22 protein-coding genes are annotated in these 17292 nt (G+C 39.6%); 20 read left to right on the top strand and 2 right to left on the bottom strand.

The annotated features are described in order from the left end of the window. Position 1: 1 nt before the first annotated feature. Positions 2–316, top strand: a complete 315-nt coding sequence (locus B8880_RS05090) for a hypothetical protein (RefSeq protein ID WP_084256542.1) — start codon at positions 2–4, stop codon at positions 314–316. Here B8880_RS05090 and B8880_RS05085 read toward each other — a convergent pair. Further along, positions 305–1306, bottom strand: a complete 1002-nt coding sequence (locus B8880_RS05085; RefSeq protein WP_084256541.1) for a tyrosine-type recombinase/integrase — start codon at positions 1304–1306, stop codon at positions 305–307. The genes B8880_RS05090 and B8880_RS05085 overlap by 12 nt on opposite strands. A 383-nt stretch (positions 1307–1689) precedes the next feature. On the opposite strand from B8880_RS05085, the gene B8880_RS05080 reads away from it, so the two are divergent. The 16 genes from B8880_RS05080 to B8880_RS14235 all read left to right on the top strand — a co-directional run bounded on the left by B8880_RS05080 (position 1690) and on the right by B8880_RS14235 (position 13538). After that, entirely contained in the window at positions 1690–2520 is an 831-nt protein-coding gene (locus tag B8880_RS05080) for a ParA family protein (RefSeq protein ID WP_084256540.1), read from the top strand. A 5-nt stretch (positions 2521–2525) separates the two neighbouring features. Further along, complete coding sequence (gene dnaB, locus B8880_RS05075; protein WP_084256595.1) at positions 2526–3881, top strand: replicative DNA helicase; 1356 nt, start codon at positions 2526–2528, stop codon at positions 3879–3881. Positions 3882–3891: 10 nt separating this feature from the next. Continuing rightward, on the top strand, positions 3892–5634 hold the full coding sequence (locus B8880_RS05070; RefSeq protein ID WP_084256539.1) for a ParB family protein: 1743 nt from the start codon (positions 3892–3894) through the stop codon (positions 5632–5634). A gap of 1 nt (position 5635) precedes the next feature. Further along, positions 5636–6187, top strand: coding sequence for a DUF2857 domain-containing protein (locus B8880_RS05065; protein ID WP_084256538.1), 552 nt, complete (start codon positions 5636–5638; stop codon positions 6185–6187). A 154-nt stretch (positions 6188–6341) separates the two neighbouring features. After that, positions 6342–7568: an STY4528 family pathogenicity island replication protein gene (locus B8880_RS05060; RefSeq protein WP_115306353.1), complete on the top strand. Its 1227-nt coding sequence runs from the start codon at positions 6342–6344 to the stop codon at positions 7566–7568. A gap of 176 nt (positions 7569–7744) precedes the next feature. Continuing rightward, a complete protein-coding gene (locus B8880_RS14240; RefSeq protein WP_143933403.1) occupies positions 7745–7978 on the top strand; it encodes a hypothetical protein in 234 nt (77 codons plus the stop codon). 276 nt (positions 7979–8254) lie between these two features. Next, a complete protein-coding gene (locus B8880_RS05050; RefSeq protein WP_084256536.1) occupies positions 8255–8500 on the top strand; it encodes a hypothetical protein in 246 nt (81 codons plus the stop codon). Positions 8501–8601: 101 nt separating this feature from the next. Continuing rightward, positions 8602–9372, top strand: a complete 771-nt coding sequence (locus tag B8880_RS05045; RefSeq protein ID WP_084256535.1) for a PFL_4669 family integrating conjugative element protein — start codon at positions 8602–8604, stop codon at positions 9370–9372. Between the two features lie 23 nt (positions 9373–9395). Beyond that, on the top strand, positions 9396–9905 hold the full coding sequence (locus B8880_RS05040) for a DUF3158 family protein (protein WP_084256534.1): 510 nt from the start codon (positions 9396–9398) through the stop codon (positions 9903–9905). Positions 9906–10101: 196 nt separating this feature from the next. After that, on the top strand, positions 10102–10506 hold the full coding sequence (gene ssb / locus B8880_RS05035; protein ID WP_084256533.1) for a single-stranded DNA-binding protein: 405 nt from the start codon (positions 10102–10104) through the stop codon (positions 10504–10506). A 98-nt stretch (positions 10507–10604) separates the two neighbouring features. Next, positions 10605–11066: a hypothetical protein gene (locus B8880_RS05030; protein ID WP_084256532.1), complete on the top strand. Its 462-nt coding sequence runs from the start codon at positions 10605–10607 to the stop codon at positions 11064–11066. Between the two features lie 162 nt (positions 11067–11228). Next, entirely contained in the window at positions 11229–11414 is a 186-nt protein-coding gene (locus B8880_RS05025; RefSeq protein WP_084256531.1) for a hypothetical protein, read from the top strand. A gap of 261 nt (positions 11415–11675) precedes the next feature. After that, entirely contained in the window at positions 11676–11966 is a 291-nt protein-coding gene (locus tag B8880_RS05020) for a hypothetical protein (RefSeq protein WP_084256530.1), read from the top strand. Positions 11967–12147: 181 nt separating this feature from the next. Further along, positions 12148–12501 carry a hypothetical protein gene (locus B8880_RS05015; RefSeq protein ID WP_084256529.1) on the top strand — a complete coding sequence of 118 codons (354 nt, stop codon included), beginning with the start codon at positions 12148–12150 and terminating at the stop codon, positions 12499–12501. Between the two features lie 17 nt (positions 12502–12518). Beyond that, entirely contained in the window at positions 12519–12767 is a 249-nt protein-coding gene (locus tag B8880_RS05010; RefSeq protein WP_084256527.1) for a hypothetical protein, read from the top strand. 354 nt (positions 12768–13121) lie between these two features. Then, positions 13122–13538 carry a hypothetical protein gene (locus B8880_RS14235; RefSeq protein ID WP_143933402.1) on the top strand — a complete coding sequence of 139 codons (417 nt, stop codon included), beginning with the start codon at positions 13122–13124 and terminating at the stop codon, positions 13536–13538. On the opposite strand, the gene B8880_RS05000 is transcribed toward B8880_RS14235, so the two are convergent. Continuing rightward, entirely contained in the window at positions 13483–14496 is a 1014-nt protein-coding gene (locus B8880_RS05000; RefSeq protein WP_084256523.1) for a hypothetical protein, read from the bottom strand. The two genes, B8880_RS14235 and B8880_RS05000, sit on opposite strands and share 56 nt — an antisense overlap. A gap of 103 nt (positions 14497–14599) precedes the next feature. Between B8880_RS05000 and B8880_RS04995 the strand changes: the two genes are divergently transcribed. The 3 genes from B8880_RS04995 to B8880_RS04985 all read left to right on the top strand — a co-directional run. Further along, the gene (locus tag B8880_RS04995) at positions 14600–14935 is read left to right on the top strand and encodes a helix-turn-helix domain-containing protein (protein WP_084256521.1); all 336 of its coding nucleotides are present in this window, start codon (positions 14600–14602) and stop codon (positions 14933–14935) included. Then, the gene (locus B8880_RS04990) at positions 14932–16983 is read left to right on the top strand and encodes a DNA topoisomerase III (protein ID WP_084256519.1); all 2052 of its coding nucleotides are present in this window, start codon (positions 14932–14934) and stop codon (positions 16981–16983) included. The genes B8880_RS04995 and B8880_RS04990 overlap by 4 nt, the downstream gene beginning before the upstream one ends. Before the next feature lie 87 nt (positions 16984–17070). Then, a partial coding sequence (locus tag B8880_RS04985) for a transposase family protein (protein WP_143933400.1) occupies positions 17071–17292 on the top strand: 222 nt, incomplete at its 3' end.

The following is a 17292-nucleotide window of genomic DNA, read 5'->3' as shown; positions in this document are numbered from 1 at the left end:
TATGCAAAACATCACCAATGAGCAGCTATTTGAAAAGCTAAGTGCTGTTGAGGCGTTGTTGGCGGCACAACTTGAGCAGAAACGCTTTGCCCATATCACAGAACAAAGTGTTGAAATTTGGACAACGCAAGATGTTGCGGACTATTTTAGAGTAACGGAGCGGCACGCAAGGGCAAGCATTGTTTGTGATCCATGGTTTCCGACGCCAGTCAAAACACCGTCACAGCGCGATCAGACAAAACAAACAAAGTCGGTCCGGTATATTTCAGGTGAGGTCGTGACTTACGCGCGGCGCAAAAAAGCGTTATCCAAGTGATTTTGCAACTTCGGACATATCAGGGGCATAGTAGGTATTCAGCAGGATTTTTATATCTCTATGTCCCGATATTTTTGCCAAAGTCATCACTTCGACTTTTTTAGCCAATCGGCTAAGAGCTTCACGGCGGCTGTCATGGAAATGCAAGTTTACATCATCAAGGCCGGCTAATTCTTTCAGATCACGAAATGTACTGTCTAGCGTGCCTGCCGTCATTCTAAACACTCTTTCGTCACCCTCTTTTTTCACCAATGCCAAATGATTGATAATTTTCATTGCCATTGATGATAACGGCACGGTGCGCGCATGACCGTTCTTTGTTTGCGGAATGAATAAGGTGCGGCGTTCAAAATTGATTTTATCCCACGTTGTATTGCAGATTTCACCGGCGCGCATGGCTGTTTCAAACGCAAATAATAGTGCGGCCGCAACACGACTGCGAGTGGTGAGAGGCAAATAATTAAAATCGTATTGTGACACAAAAACAAGGCGTTCAATTTCATCGTCAGAATAACGCCGGGTGCGTTCTTCGGGCGTTGCCGGTTTATCAACAGCTTTCAGCGGATTACGCTTAAGATAATTCCACTTTTCAACTGAATAAGTCATGATATTGGATAATGTATTCCACTCACGCAATACACTAGCTGGCTTTATAACGGCAAGCCGTTCGTTACGCCACTGCTCAAAATGATCTCTAGATAAGTCACGCAAATGAATACTGCCTATCGGCATTTTTTGCAATCGCAGCAAACGCAATGTTTCTTGTTTTGCACCTTTCTTAGACGGGGTGACTTCACGGATATAGCGGTCAATCACATCTGTAAAATACAGATCGGGAATATCGGAATAAACACCGGTTGCAATTTCGCTTTCAATTTTGTTCGCCCACGCCTGCGCGGCGGCTTTGGTTGCAAAATTAGCCGATTTATTCACGCCTTTCTTGCGGATTTGACACCGCCAGCCGGTTTTTATTTTAGTGAAAGTAGCCATAATTTTTTGATTTTCCAAAGTGTGAAATTTGGTGCAATTCGAGGTGCAATTTTAGTGCAAAATAATGCTGTTTTCGATCTTAGCAGATCACAGCGGATCAGCAAAGCACTGTTTAAGCATACAGTAAAAAAGAGATGGCGATTATTTAAGTGATTGTTTTAGAAAATAAAAAGCCCTGATTAAAAAATCAGGGCTTGTGGATTATATTTATCAGTGGTGCCTAGGGCCGGACTCGAACCGGCACACCCGAAGGCGGTTGATTTTGAATCAACTGCGTAGACAACAGTTTTAATATGAATAACTTAGAATGAGTTACTACTGTTCAATTTGTTGTCTAGAAACTGAATATTTTCACTCAATACCAATCAAAAAAGAGAGGTTATATGAGTGATCTTAACGAAAAAAGAACTTGTTTTACATTAACAGTTGTATCCACAAAAGGAGGGACAACCAAAAGCACGAATTGTGCTAATATTGGAGGTTTTTGTGCTGAGCATGGGTTGAGAACACTTCTAATAGATACAGATATACAGCCAACCTTAAGTTCTTATTACACTTTATCCTATGCTGCTCCCTGTGGGATATATGAGTTTTTAATTAACCGTGATGTTGCTCCATCAAATATTATTTCTAACACTATAATTCCCAATTTAGATTTAATTCAATCAAATGACCCTTCAAATAATATTTCACAAATATTACGAAATTCTCCAGATGGTGCTTTGCGTTTAAGGTATCTATTAAGGCAAATGCCAGATTATGATGTCATTATTATAGACACTAGGGGAACCCGTGATATAACAGTTGATATGTCTGTTTTAGCTGCTGATGTATTATATTGCCCTATCATGCCTCATATTTTATCAGCGAAAGAGTTTATTCGAGGTACTATTGGAATGTACCAAGATCTCGGTACATTTAGAGATTTTGGATTTAAACTCCCTCCATTAAAAGCTATTGCAAACTGTGTTGATCATACAAATGATGTAAAGTTTGTTCTTAAGCAACTTCATTCATTATTTGAAAATGAGTTTGACGAAGATAAAACTCTTCTTGATTTCACTATTCCAAATCTTGTTGCTTATCGTGAGGCCGCTACATATTCTATTCCAGTATATAAACAAAGTCGTGCAGAATATAAAACAATTTATAAGTTATGCTCACTATTACTTCCACAATTTAGAAATACTTTTAAAGCTATGGAGATAATGTGAAATCAATGGTGTCAGCAGAGTTATATTCTTTAGAAGTAGAGCAATCATTAATTGGTGGCCTTTTAATAGATACTGAGCATTTTGATGAAGTCATTACACTTATTCAAGCTAATGATTTCTATCTCTCAGCTCATCGTAATATTTTTGATGCTATTAATACACTTCTTAGCTCTGGTAAGTCCCTTGATATTATTACGCTGGAGCAGCATTTGAAAACCCAACAAATGCTGGAGCAAACCGGTGGATTTGCCTACCTCGCTGAATTAGCAAAAAATACGGCATCTGCTGCCAATACACTAGCTTATGCCGAGATTATCGCCCAATACAGCAAACAGCGGCAAATTTTGGGACTGGGACAGCTTATCACTCATGAAATTCAGGCTTTTAAAACAGCAGAAGACTTGGATAATTTGCTGAGTCAGATAGAGAAAAAACTGACTGACATTACTCTTAAACAGGCATCGCAAGATGTTGCAGATCTCCCTCAAGCGTTTACAAAAATTGTTGAACGCATGGAAAGTTCAGCACTACATAAAGATCCCGTCAGCGGCACACCGACTGGTATTCAAGTACTCGACGAAACAACGACCGGCGGCCAACCCGGTGATTTGATTCTCCTCGCGGCTCGCCCCTCAATGGGTAAGACCGCATTTAGTCAAAATATTGCTTACCATACCCTCATGAAGTACCCCGATAAACCTATCCAATATTACAGCCTCGAAATGCCGTCAGATCAGCTATTACAGCGTTTTATGGCAATGCGCGCTAGAGTCAGCCTACAAGATATCCGGCAAGCAGATCGCTTGAGCGATGAGCAATGGAGCCGTATTTCTTCCTCCATGGAATATATTCTTGATCACTGGAAAAATCGCCTACTCATTGATGACGAAGGCGCATTGACACCGCAGAAATTGCGCACAAAAGCTCGAAAAAATGCCCGTTTATATGGACAACCAGCAGCGATTTTCATTGATTACGTTCAACTGATGAATAGTAACAGCAGCCGCTATGAAAATCGCAATGTCGAGATTTCCGCAATTTCACAATCACTGAAAAAACTGGCAAAAGAAATGCAATGCCCAGTTTACGCACTTTCTCAGCTCAACCGCAGCCTTGAACAACGACCAAATAAACGCCCTATTAATTCCGATTTACGCGAATCCGGTTCTCTCGAACAAGATGCTGATGTGATCTTATTTATCTATCGTGACGAAATCTATAACCCTGAAAGTGAACATAAAGGTATGGCGGAAATCATTATCGGCAAACAACGCAACGGCCCTTTGGGCAAAGTGCTAACCCGATTTGCAGGGGAATATTCCCTCTTTGAAAATATCGATAGACATCATTTTGATGGCTAAGGAGTCTTGTATGCTAACCAAAACAAAAAAAGCGCCTGCTAACCCGCTCGTTAAACGCAGATCACCGGAAGAACGGGCTAAAGCAATTGCCGACGGCTTGAGTGTCAGTCCCATCGCCAATAACTCAACGACTTACCAAGCGATGACCGCAACCCATTATCCCAGTCAAGATGAGTACATTACGGTGACGCTGGATAAGCTGCGGCCATATGAACACAATCCACGTAAAACGCGCAATCCTAATTTTGATATGATCAAAGAATCAATTCGCCGGCGTGGACTTGATCATAAACCCAATATTACACGCCGCCCCGGCGAAGCCTTTTATATTATTGCCGACGGCGGTAACACTCGTATCCAGGCATTAAAAGAGTTGTTTACCGAAACCCAAGATCAACGCTTCTGGTCTATCAGCTGCCACTATAAACCGTGGAAAGGAGAAACTGCTGACAGTGTCGAAGCAGAGTTGGACTTGTTGATCGGGCATTTGATTGAAAATGATACCCGTGCTGATCTGAGTTTTATTGAGAAAGCATTGGGGATTCAACAGGCCAAAACATACTATGAACAGAAATTGTCTCAATCTCTATCATCACGCGAGCTATCTAATCAATTGGAAAATGATGGATATATTATATCTAAAACATTAATTTCAAAAATGGAGCAATGTGTTGAATATCTGTACCCCTTTATTCCTACAGTACTGCTTAATGGACTCGGACACACCCAGATCGATAAATTGTTGGCTATACGCAACAATTCATTAGATGTGTGGCAGCAATATCAATTTGAAACGGATACTGATTTCAACACAATTTGGGGTAAGAGCTTAACCGCTTGTAATGAAGATAATCCATTTCAGGCTAAAACGTTCCAAGATCAACTGATTTCATTGATGGTCGATACATTGGGGGATAGCGTTAGCTATGAGGCGCTTTTTCTTGAAATCGATCTCGGCGAGCAAAAGTTCCGGAAGTTGGCAGAAAAGCAACAGGAAATTGCCGATAAAGTTGAACATAGCCAAACCAACCAAGAACGGTTTCAGCAAACCAATACCGACTTATCAAAGCCGTCTCGTGCGGAGTCAATTAAAACCGATATCCCCACCTTTATTCCAGCATCACAAGCCTTGGACGAGAATCCTTCGGATATTCCGGTCTCCGTTGTCGTGTCCCCCATGTCCTTTATGCTTCAAGATACTGAAGATACCGACAATACCGATGATCTATCTTCCGACAGTCTTTCCGATTTCACATCACCTACTGCTACTGAAAGCCCACTTTCTAATTTAGGGCAAGATTTCTTCCAAAATTTTGGGATTGCGCCAGGCATGAGCGTGCAGGAGCAACGGGAAAATCAAGCAAAAGCGAATGGCTTAACCTTTGCTTGTACCGGTCGCCAACCAGTTGCCGATATCTGGCAAGTGTTTCCGGCACGCAAGCATAAAGCCGAAGCCTATTCACTGGCGCTTGATATTGCTGAAAGCATGGCGTTGGAGGAGTTGGTTGAGCACGTTGTCAAATCCCCGGTCGATTATAGCTATCGTATGCGTCCGCTCGATGCCGAGCTAGATGACAATGCGCAAGCTATCTATGATCTGTTAGATATGCTGCAAACCGACGATCTCAATGCCAATGACGGTAGCACCTTGCTAAGCAGTGAATTATTACTTGTGCTAGATGATATCACCCTGGTTAAAGTATTTCGTTTGATTCGTGTTGTGCGGTATCTGCGCCAACATCAAGGAGGCTAATATGCAAAATAATAACTCATTGAACCAAGCCATTCTCACCCAAATTTTAAATAACTTGCGTGAAGGCAATATCAAACCCTGTTTACGTTTGGGCTTTTCCGAAGATGAACTAAAAGAGATCAACCAACTCAGTTTTGATGAGATCTACGATATGACGCATACTCACGTCCCTTTTGCGACAGTCACCATCAATCATGAAGTCTTTTGGAAAATGGTCACACTTGCTCGAGTAAACAGCGAAGAAAGACGCATCATCGATCGCGCACTAATGCTCGGAGCATCGATTCAGATGCTGAACAGTTACTTTGGGCTAACGACATCAGAGGTCTCTTCTCGGCGGCATCTACTTGGTAAAGAAGAACCGATGGGGAGAAAGCCGGTGGCTTCCGAAGAACAACAAGAGGCGGCATGGCACTTATGGCAAATCCATAAAAATCCATTGGATGATCATAATACGCTTGCCGGATTAGAGGCTTTAATGCTGATTGCGGAAGAAACCGATATCAACTTAACCGAGGTCTGGAAATTGGTTACGTCGTGGCAAAAAAAGTAGCTTAAAAAATCGCCTGAAAACCGGCATGGGCATGTTTTCGGGCGAAACTCTACATCATTTGAAAATACCGACTTCCAGATCAGTTGGTTTGCAGTATAAATAAAAAATACCGTTCTGTGGTCTGAAATCTAGATAACAGTTCAGGAGAAAAAATATGGCAAAAGAACATCCGGCTATTGATAGTAGAAAAATAATGGAACATGGTTTGCTGTTTTTTGGTAATCAGCATGAAACCGTGCCGGTACGCTTATTGTACGATCCTTACCTTACCTCGAGGGCAAAATTTGCTTGGTTGTTAATTAAGCACCGAGCAAAAGAGTTTCAAGGCGGCCTATTTCCCAGTTATGAAATGCTGGGGCAGCTGCTTTCTGACCGCACTTACAATAATGCTATTTTATCGCGGAAGCTGATTACACAAACACTCATCATTCTTAGGCTCACACGTTGGCTGACGTTATGTGAAACGGTACGCAATCACCGCGGGCAGGTTGTCGGCAATGTGTATCTATTACATGACGAACCTATGCCAATTTTAGATACCATTCAGTTTAATGATGATTATTTGCAGTTACTAGAAAAATCTGCAAAGCATAATGATCCGGTTATCAAGGGCGTGGCGACCGATATTATTGAAAATTTAATTTCGAATAAAGCACAGTGGCATTATCTCTCGCATGTTGATTGGATGAAAGCACGTTATCACGCCTATAAAACTCGTACAACTGACCCCCTTTTACCATTGTCTGCACAGCAACAATATTTAGAAAATATTCAAGAGCAGCTACTGAGTTCCGATACGGAACTCAGTCAGACATCACAAAATTCACTGAGTTCCAATATGGAACTCAGTCAAAAAATGAACAATTTACAGAGTTCCAATATGGAACTTAGTGATAAGTCATTGATTTCAGGCTTAGTTCCATATGGGAACTCAGGTACTGAGTACAGTACTAGTACTGTATATATAAATAAGTACTGTACAGGAGATAGCCAGGAACTTAATTGGCCATCAGAAATCAGATTATCGGATTTTGAAAAAACCATTGCTGCCAAAAATATGAAAGGGTTAGATCTGGGACTCTGTAAAGCGATCCTGTTTGAAGCACAACAGCGCATTATCAAAAACGAGGTCAAGAAGCCTCAAAGCTATCTCTATCGTTTGATTCAGCGTGCGCAAGAAGGTCAATTTAAGCCTTACTTACTAGAGCATTTATTGGAGCAGCAATTACCTAAGCGTGAACAAGTACCATCTAAAATACATGCTGCGGAAGATTATCTGCACCAAAATCAGCCTCGTGAAGCTCAACCTAAGAGGCAAATTGATTCCCAGCAACGCGTCGATCAAATGCGTGATTTTAGAACAAGGCTACTAAACCGATAATGCGATTGAAAAATAAGCAGTGTAGAGGGACTCTACAGTGTGCAAAAAATAAGCAGCGTCCAGGGGCTGGACAGTGTGCAAAAAATAAGCAGCGTCCAGGGACTGGACAGTGTGCAAAAAATAAGCAGCGTCCAGGGGCTGGACAGTGTGCAAAAAATGTACTTTAAGGAGATGATATGCCAAAAGTGAAAATGAGCTTCAGTATTGAAGTTGATGATGAAATATTAGTCGAGCATTCGATTGAGTATCAGCGTCTGTACAACAAACCTCGCTTATCATTAGAGCAGGATCTAGCCACTAATACGATCAATCGAATGAATGAAATATCTTCCAGTACAACAATAAATGATAAAAATTGGAAATGTTTATTTAGTCCTCGTTGCTACGCTTCAGAGATTCCCGATAAATAGTTTCTGCCAAATTAAATAATTCAAAAGCATACTGGTATTCTCTCAGTTTATTATCGGGATCCTGATCATCTGAGTACATTAATTTAATTTTTTCTTTATCAATCAAATGAGTAGCTAAAAATAATGCGTCTTTAAAAGTGATTGTGTAATTAATCTTCATTTAAATATACCTATATTGGTGAGTGGAATCTCCAATATACCACGGTGAGCCTCCGTGGATAAATAACAGGCTCAATTTGAATTAATACACAAATGATACACAAATTGGGAGAGAATATGTCAAAAGTGAAAATGAGTTTCAGTATTGAAGTTGATGACAATATCCTTATTAAGCACAGTATTGAACAAGAGCAAGTTACCTCTTTTCATAAAGACAGAGAATTTGCAGAAGAAGTGATTAATAAGCTAAATACGTTTTACACCGGACTCAATATTTACCATCAAGACTGGGAGGATTTAAAACGTTCAAAAAAAATGTATCAAGAACATTTACAACAAAAACAAGAAAACGAAATTGTGTAATCAATCTTGATATAACCTCCTATATTGATTACCTAAAATATATCCATTACCTATATGAATCAGCAAAAACAAATTTAACAACAAACAACGAGGTATACACTATGACAGACACTCAACAACAACTCGGCCCATTGCGCAGTGAAATTACCTTCACTGTCCATACCCAATACGCATCCCGCCTCTGGCAAGGACGCAGTGTAATCAAAAACGATGAGGGTAATATTACCCGGTCATCAATTTTGAGTATGCCAAATTGCCTAGCGCTCATTACCCAAATACAACGTGATGCCGCACAGGACGATCCCTATGCCGACGATTACTTGATTAAATTTGAAGAAAAAGTTCTGAATCATCGGCAAGAAATGCAAGAACTCACCAAACGGCTAGTAAGCATCTATGTCGATTTAGTACCGGAAAATATCCAGATTGAACGCTGCGCTAATATTTCACCTATCTCCTACCCTATTTTTGTCAATTCACAACTCGGCTATCTACTGCTGTATCTGTTGGCTGACTTTGATACCCTCGCCCGTTCTACCATGACTGCGGCCCATATTGCACTGATGACCCGTGAAGAAGCAAAAGAATGGCTAGAGGAAGGCGCAAAGCTGATCCGCAAATGTTTTGGCGTGGTCGAAACCTACAAACATTCCGGTATCACCCGACAAGATGCCGCTGAAAATAACGCACGCTATCAAAGTGCGGTCGCCCGCATGGGCTATACCCTTCCGCCTGCGATCCTATCCGGTGGACAACGCGCCAATTTCGCACCCTATATCCGCAAACCAAGTGTTGCTGAAGCTGATATTGAAAACGATATTGTCAATCAAGTCGAAACTCAAATAAGCACAGCCGCTGTCATAGATGAATAAACAAAAAACTATAGAGAGGCAATATGACGAGCTTTATCCCGGCTGATATGTATAAGAATATCGCTAAAAATACGGCGCTGAATGGGGCGCTGAAGCAGTTATTTAGTGAATTCGATACTATCGGTGATTATCAATTGCTCACCGAGCAAATTTACTCGATTCGGCAGTTACTGAATGCGTATCAAGATGACATCATCAAACAATTTCGTATGAGTGATTTCAGTCTGTTGCCGATCTACCTGATTAAGGATAAAGCCTCTTCATCCGGCGGAACGTTTTTGCGCTGGCGCAGTGCATTAAATGGAGCTACCGGAGATAGTGTATGGACAACGATTGTCGCAGACGATCAACAATCGGCTGAAATTCGTCAGTTGCTCGCCGCAGCCGAAAAAAATCGGATTTTGATCAATATGCAGGTATCGGTTCTAAATTTTATGCTGCGGCAATTGAACGATTGTACAAAAAAGGTGAAGTCCGTCGATGAAACACTACATTCTTCTCTGTTTGTAACCCCTGAAAAACCTCGTTTGTAATCCCTGAAAAAGCCTATTTGTAATCGTCTCACTAAAAGGCCTTTTAAAGGTAAGGGAGCAGGCTCCCTTACCTTAACGAAAAAGGGATCCCTTACTCCTTTAAATTAACGTTACCGAATCCATAATCAGTTTAGTAGCGATTTTTAATCCTGACTGGTGAATAATCACAACATCATTTTTCTAAGAGGAGTTTTTTATGGCAGGAGTCAATAAAGTCACAATTTTAGGAAACCTCGGTGCAGCCCCAGAAATCCGTTCAATGCCAAACGGCGATATGACTGCAACGCTTAGTGTTGCAACCAGCCGTGTTTGGAAAGACAAAACAACCGGGGAACCCAAAGAACTGACGGAATGGCATAGAATCGTTCTGTACCGTCGATTAGCTGAGCTTGCTAAAGATTATCTGCATAAAGGCAGCAAAGTCTATATTGACGGTTACCTACGCACTCAAAAATGGACTGATGATAACGGTATCCAACGCTGGACTACACAAATTATCGCTGAAAACTTGCAATTACTCGATCCAAAAGCAGCCAATACAAAACCGGCAGAGCAACCTGAACCACCTGCTGATTTTAATGATGGTGAAATTCCGTTTTGATTTGATTTTGGGACTGCATGACCACACCACACTAGCCCTACGTTTGGTCGGCGTAGTTAAAAATAAGCGACCAAGTTATCATTTTTTAGGAGTATGTTATGAATAAAAAAATCCTTTTAATCATGTCTGTATTTACGCTCAGCATAACCGGTTGTGCCGAAATGACCGCACTTAACAACCAAGTTGGACAATGGGCGGGGCAAATTAATCAGGGATTAAGCCAAAATGGGATAACAACTGCCGAACAAGAAAAAAGCGGTGAGTTTCAAGTAAGAGGTAATGTTGATGATGTTTTTTTAAAAGTCAGACGTGAATTTGGCTTCCAACCCATTTCCGCACAACATACCGGCATTATGAAAAATGGTTATGATTACAACAAAGTCTATCAAGCCATTCCGGGTAATTTCTATCAAGTCTCAGGTTCTTTTGGCGATTCAAACTACTTGGAAGTAACAATTGAACGCTTAGGTAAAAACCAAGTCAATATCCAATGGGAAGCCTCCGGAACTGAGCGTTGGTTACAATCAGCAAAAGAACGGTTAATTCGTTCAACAAAATAGTAATGATATGGTTATTCTCCTTAGTATTTTCCCGGCTTACGCCGGGATTTTTTTATCCAAGTCTGATAAATAATTTCTTATATCTTATTTTTATAGTTTCTATAATCTAACAAATAATAATTCAATTTAGCAAGAAAATAATATATACAATAAGGAGACGATATGCCAACAAAGTATATCAATGAAAATGCATGGAAAAAAATTGAAGAATTAACGCTATCTACAATTATTCAAACAAAATTTATGCTTAAAGAAACTGAAATTTTACAAGTTGTAATAGAGAAAGGATTGCAACAATTATCTGATGATGATTTATTGCAGTATGTTAATGAGAATAAAAAGAGGTAAACCATGCGGTATATCATCAGTAAAGAGCAAGTGCCTGAGAAATGAGATAGCAGATATTACTTAGCGTGTTTGCATTATTGTAATGGTAGAAATCAACCACCAATTGAGTATTTAATGTATTGTAATTTAGTGAAAGAAATGCCCAGTGCAAGAGTGAAGATTCGAGTCTTTGGATACCGCTGGACTAGTACCGATAGCGAAAAAATACGCTATGTTGATGGCTGTCGCTTAATTTTAGCAAACAATGTGAGAGGATGAAAAATGAGAATGGATGAAATTCCTTTGAGCTGGATAGTCACTGTTTTATTTGGTTCACTTATTCTTTTATTTGTTTTAGAAATTTACTCTGAAGTAGATAAAAAAACAGAAAGTGATAAAAAAATAGAATATAACATAGAGTGCTATTCTAACGGAAATATGTTTATGAGTGATGTTGGTAGCCAATTAGTCAGGGAAGGCAATACTTATACCTATGTTTCAGTAAAAACCAATAAGAAAATTATTATCCCTCAAAAAAATTGCATTCTTTCTTGTGAAAACGATTATAAATAACTAAAATTTTGGAGGAGAAAATTTTATTACATCGAACCTGATTTTATTTTTAACGATGGTGAAATTGTGAGGAAAGATAATATTTTTGAAGTTGTTGATATTATGGAAACTAATATTTGTGGGTTTTTACCATCCAACTTAAAAGTATTTAGAGATTAAAGAGTTTTAATAAGGATTAAAAATGCAAGATCAAAAAATCACGGATTTTCCTTTTTACCTTAGAATGCTTGCATATGAATATCGGGTAACCTATGCCGATTTGCACCCGATAATGCTTGAAAAAGGCTATATTCGTATTTATCAAGGTAAAGCCTACGGTTGGTGTGCGGAAATGTGCGAAGCCCACACAGAACGCCCTTTTACGTTATTAGTAGGGATTAATGGAGAAATTTACGAAGCTACGGGTGGAAGTGACCAAAAAGGAGCGAAAACGTGGCAATTAATTCAGGAGAAAAATAACGAAAATGACAAACAAATTGATGAACTTTATTATTCTATAAGGAATAAAATTAGCCATAAGATTTTTAATGGCTAAAACATATGGTGTGTTATATGGCAAGAAATTTCACCAAAACTGAATGCGGTATTGAATTACAATGCTCTTGCTGCAAAGAGTATTATCCCGCAGATCTTGAATTTTTCTATAAAGAGAAAAAAAGCAAATGGGGATTACATTCTTGGTGTAAAGCATGCTATGAATCAAATCCTAAACAAATTGCGAAAAGACAACGTTGGAAATCTACAATGAAGTCTAAAAAAGCTGTAATTGCGAATCAAGCGGATAGCCGGAAAATAGGATAAAAGCTGTTTAGTATGCGTCTCTTGTACAAAAAAGATTTCTAGCGATGAGGTTTATTGATTACTCAATTCTGTTATGCATTATAGTGGGATATAGCCTATTATTTAAACTTGGCACTATTTTGCATATTAACTATTTTTATATTATTGTACCCTTAAGTATTTCTATAATCGTTGCTATACAAGCTAAATTTAAAAACCTCAATCATCTGACTGATTATATTTTAATAACCGGTCTGATTTTTGCATTCTTTAATATGGTTGCAAAAATCATATTTAACTTAGCATTAAATTATTATCAAGGGTGAAAACAACTGTTTTAACCAGCCTTTCCTTTATCAACTTAAGGAATTAAAAATGAAAGACTTACTATTTAATACAAACATCGCCACAGGTGATATCATTCTAAATCCTAAATATCGAAATAAACTCGAACAACTCGTAACCGTTATAATTACGGTATTAAAAGTAGATAGCGGCACATCTATCCAATTAAATCATTGGTCATATCGAGTTTCTCCTGAATGTGTGGCGCATTCACTTGAGTTTGGTAATAATTGCAATGAAAACACCTATATCTTAACGCTGACCGAATCAAAATATATCTCGTTTAATGAGTTCTCTTTTATTTCCACAGAAGGTGAAATTTACCTATATGATTCGGTTGATGTAAATGGCATCATCCATTTCTTCAACACCTTTCTCAAAGAAAGAAAAATCAAGTTTGAGTGTATTTTTTTAAATCGCTGTAATTTACAATGTGAATCATATTAAGGTCATCTATTTCAAAAAGATAAATATCCATATCTCTATTATGTTTATCTTTTATTGTTTTCAAAGATAAATCTTGTATTTTAGGAATGAAGTAAATCTTAAAAAATTTCTCAGGATATGGATTTTTATCTATCTGAGCACGCAACATTCTTCTGTATCTATATTGATTAAAGATACTTTTATTGATTGTTACATATATAGGAGTTTCTTTATCCATATCAGCATTTTTAAATCCTTTGCGAAAAATAAAATAAAATGCCGAGTCTGTTTCTTTAAGTTTTACATTCCCTATGCAAACACAAAACAAATGTTGTGATATTGCCACTTCAGTTCTTCTGAAAAATTGGTGTAGATGAGATATGGATGTACCAGGAACTTTAAGAGGAAGTTCCCACCAAATATCGGTTTTACCAAACTGAAGCCGCGCATTAAGATAGTATTCAATTAATCTGGCAAGCATGCCGGTTTTAACAATTTTGGGGAAATTATTTAACGTTATTGATTTTTGTATTGTATTTTTTGAGACAGCGATTGTTTCGGCAGAATGTGTTTTCCTATCCGACTTTTGGGTGATAGTATCATCATCTTCTCTTGGTGAGATATGAAATTCATCAATGTAATCGTGGAGTTTAGCTCTTGATTTTCTTACTTTAAATTCTTTATCAGACTCATTTTGATATTTTTTTATTTTATGAGTCAGCCATTCACAATCAGAACAATGCGGATTATTATTTTTCCCTGAATATTTGTAGTAAGGAGACACCTTATGTTCTTCCGGTAATTCTTTATAACATGCTCCAGTTATTTTTACTCCCGCCGTTCTACATGATTCCGTGGAACATAGAAAATGATATTCGGCATGCTTTCTTGGCGTATTTTGGCTAAGGAATTCATATCTCGCCTCAACAATCGATACAACACGTCCAAGTTCAATACAATATGCTTCTTGAATAGACATAAAATTCACCAAGTTCTAAAAATAATTTATTGTTGTTTATTGATTCTACAAACCTATTATAAACCTGTCAAATAACAGGATTTTGATTAATAAAAGGGAATGTATGGATATTCAAGATGCAGCTGTAATGGTTGGAATTGGCATTAGACTGAAAATCGAACGTAAACGATTGCAGTTGAGACAGATAGATGTTGCGCGGTTAGCAGGTGTATCTGCTCGAACACAATGTAAGTACGAATTCGGGCAGCAGGAGATTCGGGCTAAATATTTGGTCAAATTAGCTGGTTTGGGCTTTGATGTTCATTACCTGATCACCGGTATTCCTCATCAAGTGTTGATGCAGAAAAAAGAACATCAGTTGCTGGCAAAGTATCGAGAAAGCACGGAGGAGCTTCGCCAATTTCTAGATGCAGGTCTTGGACTAGGAGATGAGGCATGAAACTCTTTCTTTGTGAAAAACCGAGTCAAGCACAAGATATTGGTCGCTGTTTAGGTGCAACCAAACGTGGTGAGGGTTTTATCAGTACCCATGATGGCAGTGTTGTCGTCACTTGGGCTGTCGGACATCTCGTTGGCATGGCGTCTCCGGAAGCCTATGGTGAGCAATACCAACGCTGGGAATTAGATACCCTGCCGATTTTACCAACCCAATGGCAATTAGTTAAAAATCCCAAAACAACAAAACAATTGAACGTTATCAAAATCCTACTCAAAAAGGCACAACTTGTGGTAGTTGCCACCGATGCCGATAGAGAAGGTGAAGTCATAGCACGAGAACTGTTAGACTTATTTGTCTATCGTGGTCCAGTACAACGATTATGGCTTTCCGCTCTTGACGAAGCCAGTGTACGCAAAGCCCTGCAACAACTCCGCCCCGGTGAACACACCGTACCGCTCTATCATGCTGGTCTTGCACGCGCCCGTGCGGATTGGTTGGTCGGCATGAATTTAACCCGTCTCGTCACCGTTTTATCGCGCATGAAAGGTTATCAATCCGTCATGAATGTCGGACGTGTTCAAAGTCCGACTCTCGCACTGGTTGTAAATCGTGACCGTGAAATTGCGAATTTTATCCCTAAGCCTTATTTTACGTTATCTACCTCACTACAAAATCAACAGCAGCAAATGTTCAATGCAGCTTGGGTTGCGCCAGTGGATTATTGTGATGAAGATGGACGTTGTTTATCGGAGAGCCTTGTTCAACAGGCTGCTGCTGATATTGAACGTATCGGTAAGGCAACCGTCGTTGAAGTGGAAACCAAACGGGAGAAAAAATCACCACCATTGGCGTTCGGTTTGAGTTCATTGCAAGTCGCCTGTGGTAAACATTGGGGAATGGGTGCGCAAGAAGTGCTGGATATTGCCCAATCCTTGTATGAAACGCACAAAGCAACGACCTATCCTCGCACCGACTGCGAGTATTTGCCTGAATCGATGTTTGCCGAAGTCAAAACTGTGTTGCAGCGACTATACGATGCCGATCATTCACTCGGTGCAGTGATCAAATCCCTCAATTTGACACAAAAATCTCGGATTTGGAATGATAGCAAAATCACTGCGCACCACGGTATTATCCCAACGACCGGAAAAATCGATATCAGTAAAATGTCGGACAAAGAGCTGAAAGTCTACGATTTAATTCGCCGTCATTATCTGGCGCAGTTTTTACCGCACTTTGAAGTGGATAAAACCGTAGCACAACTGCATGTCGGTCAGCATTATCTTATTGCCGCAGGCAAAGTCGTAGTGGTGTCAGGTTGGCAAGCGTTATTCGCTCGACAACCCACTTCGGAGGCAGAAAGTGCGGAACAGGGGCTGCCGCAGCTGAAGAAAAATGAGATTTGTACGATTTTAGATATCAGTGCAAAATCACTGAAAACCACGCCACCAAAACACTATACTGAAGCCGATTTAATTAGTGCGATGAAAAATGCGGCGCGCTTTGTACAAGATGAACGCTTGAAAAAACAACTGCGCGAAACAGAAGGACTCGGTACTGAAGCAACACGCGCTGGGATTATCAGTAACCTAGTAACCAAAGGGTTTTGTGAGATCAAACAGAAAAAATACATGGTTGCTACCGAGTCTGGGCATGCCTTGGTTGATAGTTTGCCGGCAATCATCAAAGATCCCGGCATGACCGCACTTTGGGAGCAGGCCTTGAATCAAATTGCCGAGGGTAAACTCAGCCTGTCTGATTTTATGACAAAACAAGCCCAATTTATTCAACAGCTAGTAAACAGCATTCGACAAAGTGGTGTCAACCTCTCCGGTATTCAAACAAAAAAATGTCCGGAGTGCAGTAAAATCATGCGTAAAATTAACCACGAAAAAGGGAGTTTCTGGGGATGTAGTGGCTACCCTGATTGCAAACATACCGAATCTGCGGCAGCCAAAAAAGGAGCGGGTTCTCGTCGTAAACAAGAAAATCCATCAACCAATATTTCACAGCAATTAGCTAATCTTCAAAGAAAGATTGATCGCTAAGCGTTCATCATCGACAGGGCAAGATCGCACTTTTCCTCAAAATATGATCTAATAAGCCTTTAATACGTTAAAATACAAGGTAACGTCATGGACTTATTCCGCTTTTTCGGTCAATTGGAAGACCCGCGTAAAGATATCAACCAAAAATATCCTTTTCTTGAAATCATTTTTCTGACCATGAGCGCCGTCATTTCCGGTGCGGAAGGTTGGACGGACATTAAACGGTTCGGGGAATATCATTTGGCGTGGTTGCGTCAATATTTACCTTTTGAGCGCGGCATCCCGGTCGATGATACCATTGCGCGTATC

Origin of the sequence: Pasteurella testudinis DSM 23072 (assembly GCF_900176075.1) — a bacterium.
GTDB classification, from domain to species: Bacteria; Pseudomonadota; Gammaproteobacteria; order Enterobacterales; family Pasteurellaceae; genus Chelonobacter; species Chelonobacter testudinis.
This window is presented reverse-complemented; position numbering and strand designations above follow the sequence as displayed.

Coding starts and splice junctions, on each gene's coding strand:
- B8880_RS05015 (WP_084256529.1), top strand. CDS start 12,148: ATGCAAGATCAAAAAATCACGGATTTTCCTTTTTACCTTAGAATGCTT.
- ssb (WP_084256533.1), top strand. CDS start 10,102: ATGGCAGGAGTCAATAAAGTCACAATTTTAGGAAACCTCGGTGCAGCC.
- B8880_RS14235 (WP_143933402.1), top strand. CDS start 13,122: ATGAAAGACTTACTATTTAATACAAACATCGCCACAGGTGATATCATT.
- B8880_RS05000 (WP_084256523.1), bottom strand. CDS start 14,496: ATGTCTATTCAAGAAGCATATTGTATTGAACTTGGACGTGTTGTATCG.
- B8880_RS04995 (WP_084256521.1), top strand. CDS start 14,600: ATGGATATTCAAGATGCAGCTGTAATGGTTGGAATTGGCATTAGACTG.
- B8880_RS05030 (WP_084256532.1), top strand. CDS start 10,605: ATGAATAAAAAAATCCTTTTAATCATGTCTGTATTTACGCTCAGCATA.
- B8880_RS05010 (WP_084256527.1), top strand. CDS start 12,519: ATGGCAAGAAATTTCACCAAAACTGAATGCGGTATTGAATTACAATGC.
- B8880_RS05045 (WP_084256535.1), top strand. CDS start 8,602: ATGACAGACACTCAACAACAACTCGGCCCATTGCGCAGTGAAATTACC.
- dnaB (WP_084256595.1), top strand. CDS start 2,526: ATGGTGTCAGCAGAGTTATATTCTTTAGAAGTAGAGCAATCATTAATT.
- B8880_RS14240 (WP_143933403.1), top strand. CDS start 7,745: ATGCCAAAAGTGAAAATGAGCTTCAGTATTGAAGTTGATGATGAAATA.
- B8880_RS05060 (WP_115306353.1), top strand. CDS start 6,342: ATGGCAAAAGAACATCCGGCTATTGATAGTAGAAAAATAATGGAACAT.
- B8880_RS05020 (WP_084256530.1), top strand. CDS start 11,676: ATGAGAATGGATGAAATTCCTTTGAGCTGGATAGTCACTGTTTTATTT.
- B8880_RS05090 (WP_084256542.1), top strand. CDS start 2: ATGCAAAACATCACCAATGAGCAGCTATTTGAAAAGCTAAGTGCTGTT.
- B8880_RS05050 (WP_084256536.1), top strand. CDS start 8,255: ATGTCAAAAGTGAAAATGAGTTTCAGTATTGAAGTTGATGACAATATC.
- B8880_RS05040 (WP_084256534.1), top strand. CDS start 9,396: ATGACGAGCTTTATCCCGGCTGATATGTATAAGAATATCGCTAAAAAT.
- B8880_RS05070 (WP_084256539.1), top strand. CDS start 3,892: ATGCTAACCAAAACAAAAAAAGCGCCTGCTAACCCGCTCGTTAAACGC.
- B8880_RS05080 (WP_084256540.1), top strand. CDS start 1,690: ATGAGTGATCTTAACGAAAAAAGAACTTGTTTTACATTAACAGTTGTA.
- B8880_RS05025 (WP_084256531.1), top strand. CDS start 11,229: ATGCCAACAAAGTATATCAATGAAAATGCATGGAAAAAAATTGAAGAA.
- B8880_RS04990 (WP_084256519.1), top strand. CDS start 14,932: ATGAAACTCTTTCTTTGTGAAAAACCGAGTCAAGCACAAGATATTGGT.
- B8880_RS05065 (WP_084256538.1), top strand. CDS start 5,636: ATGCAAAATAATAACTCATTGAACCAAGCCATTCTCACCCAAATTTTA.
- B8880_RS05085 (WP_084256541.1), bottom strand. CDS start 1,306: ATGGCTACTTTCACTAAAATAAAAACCGGCTGGCGGTGTCAAATCCGC.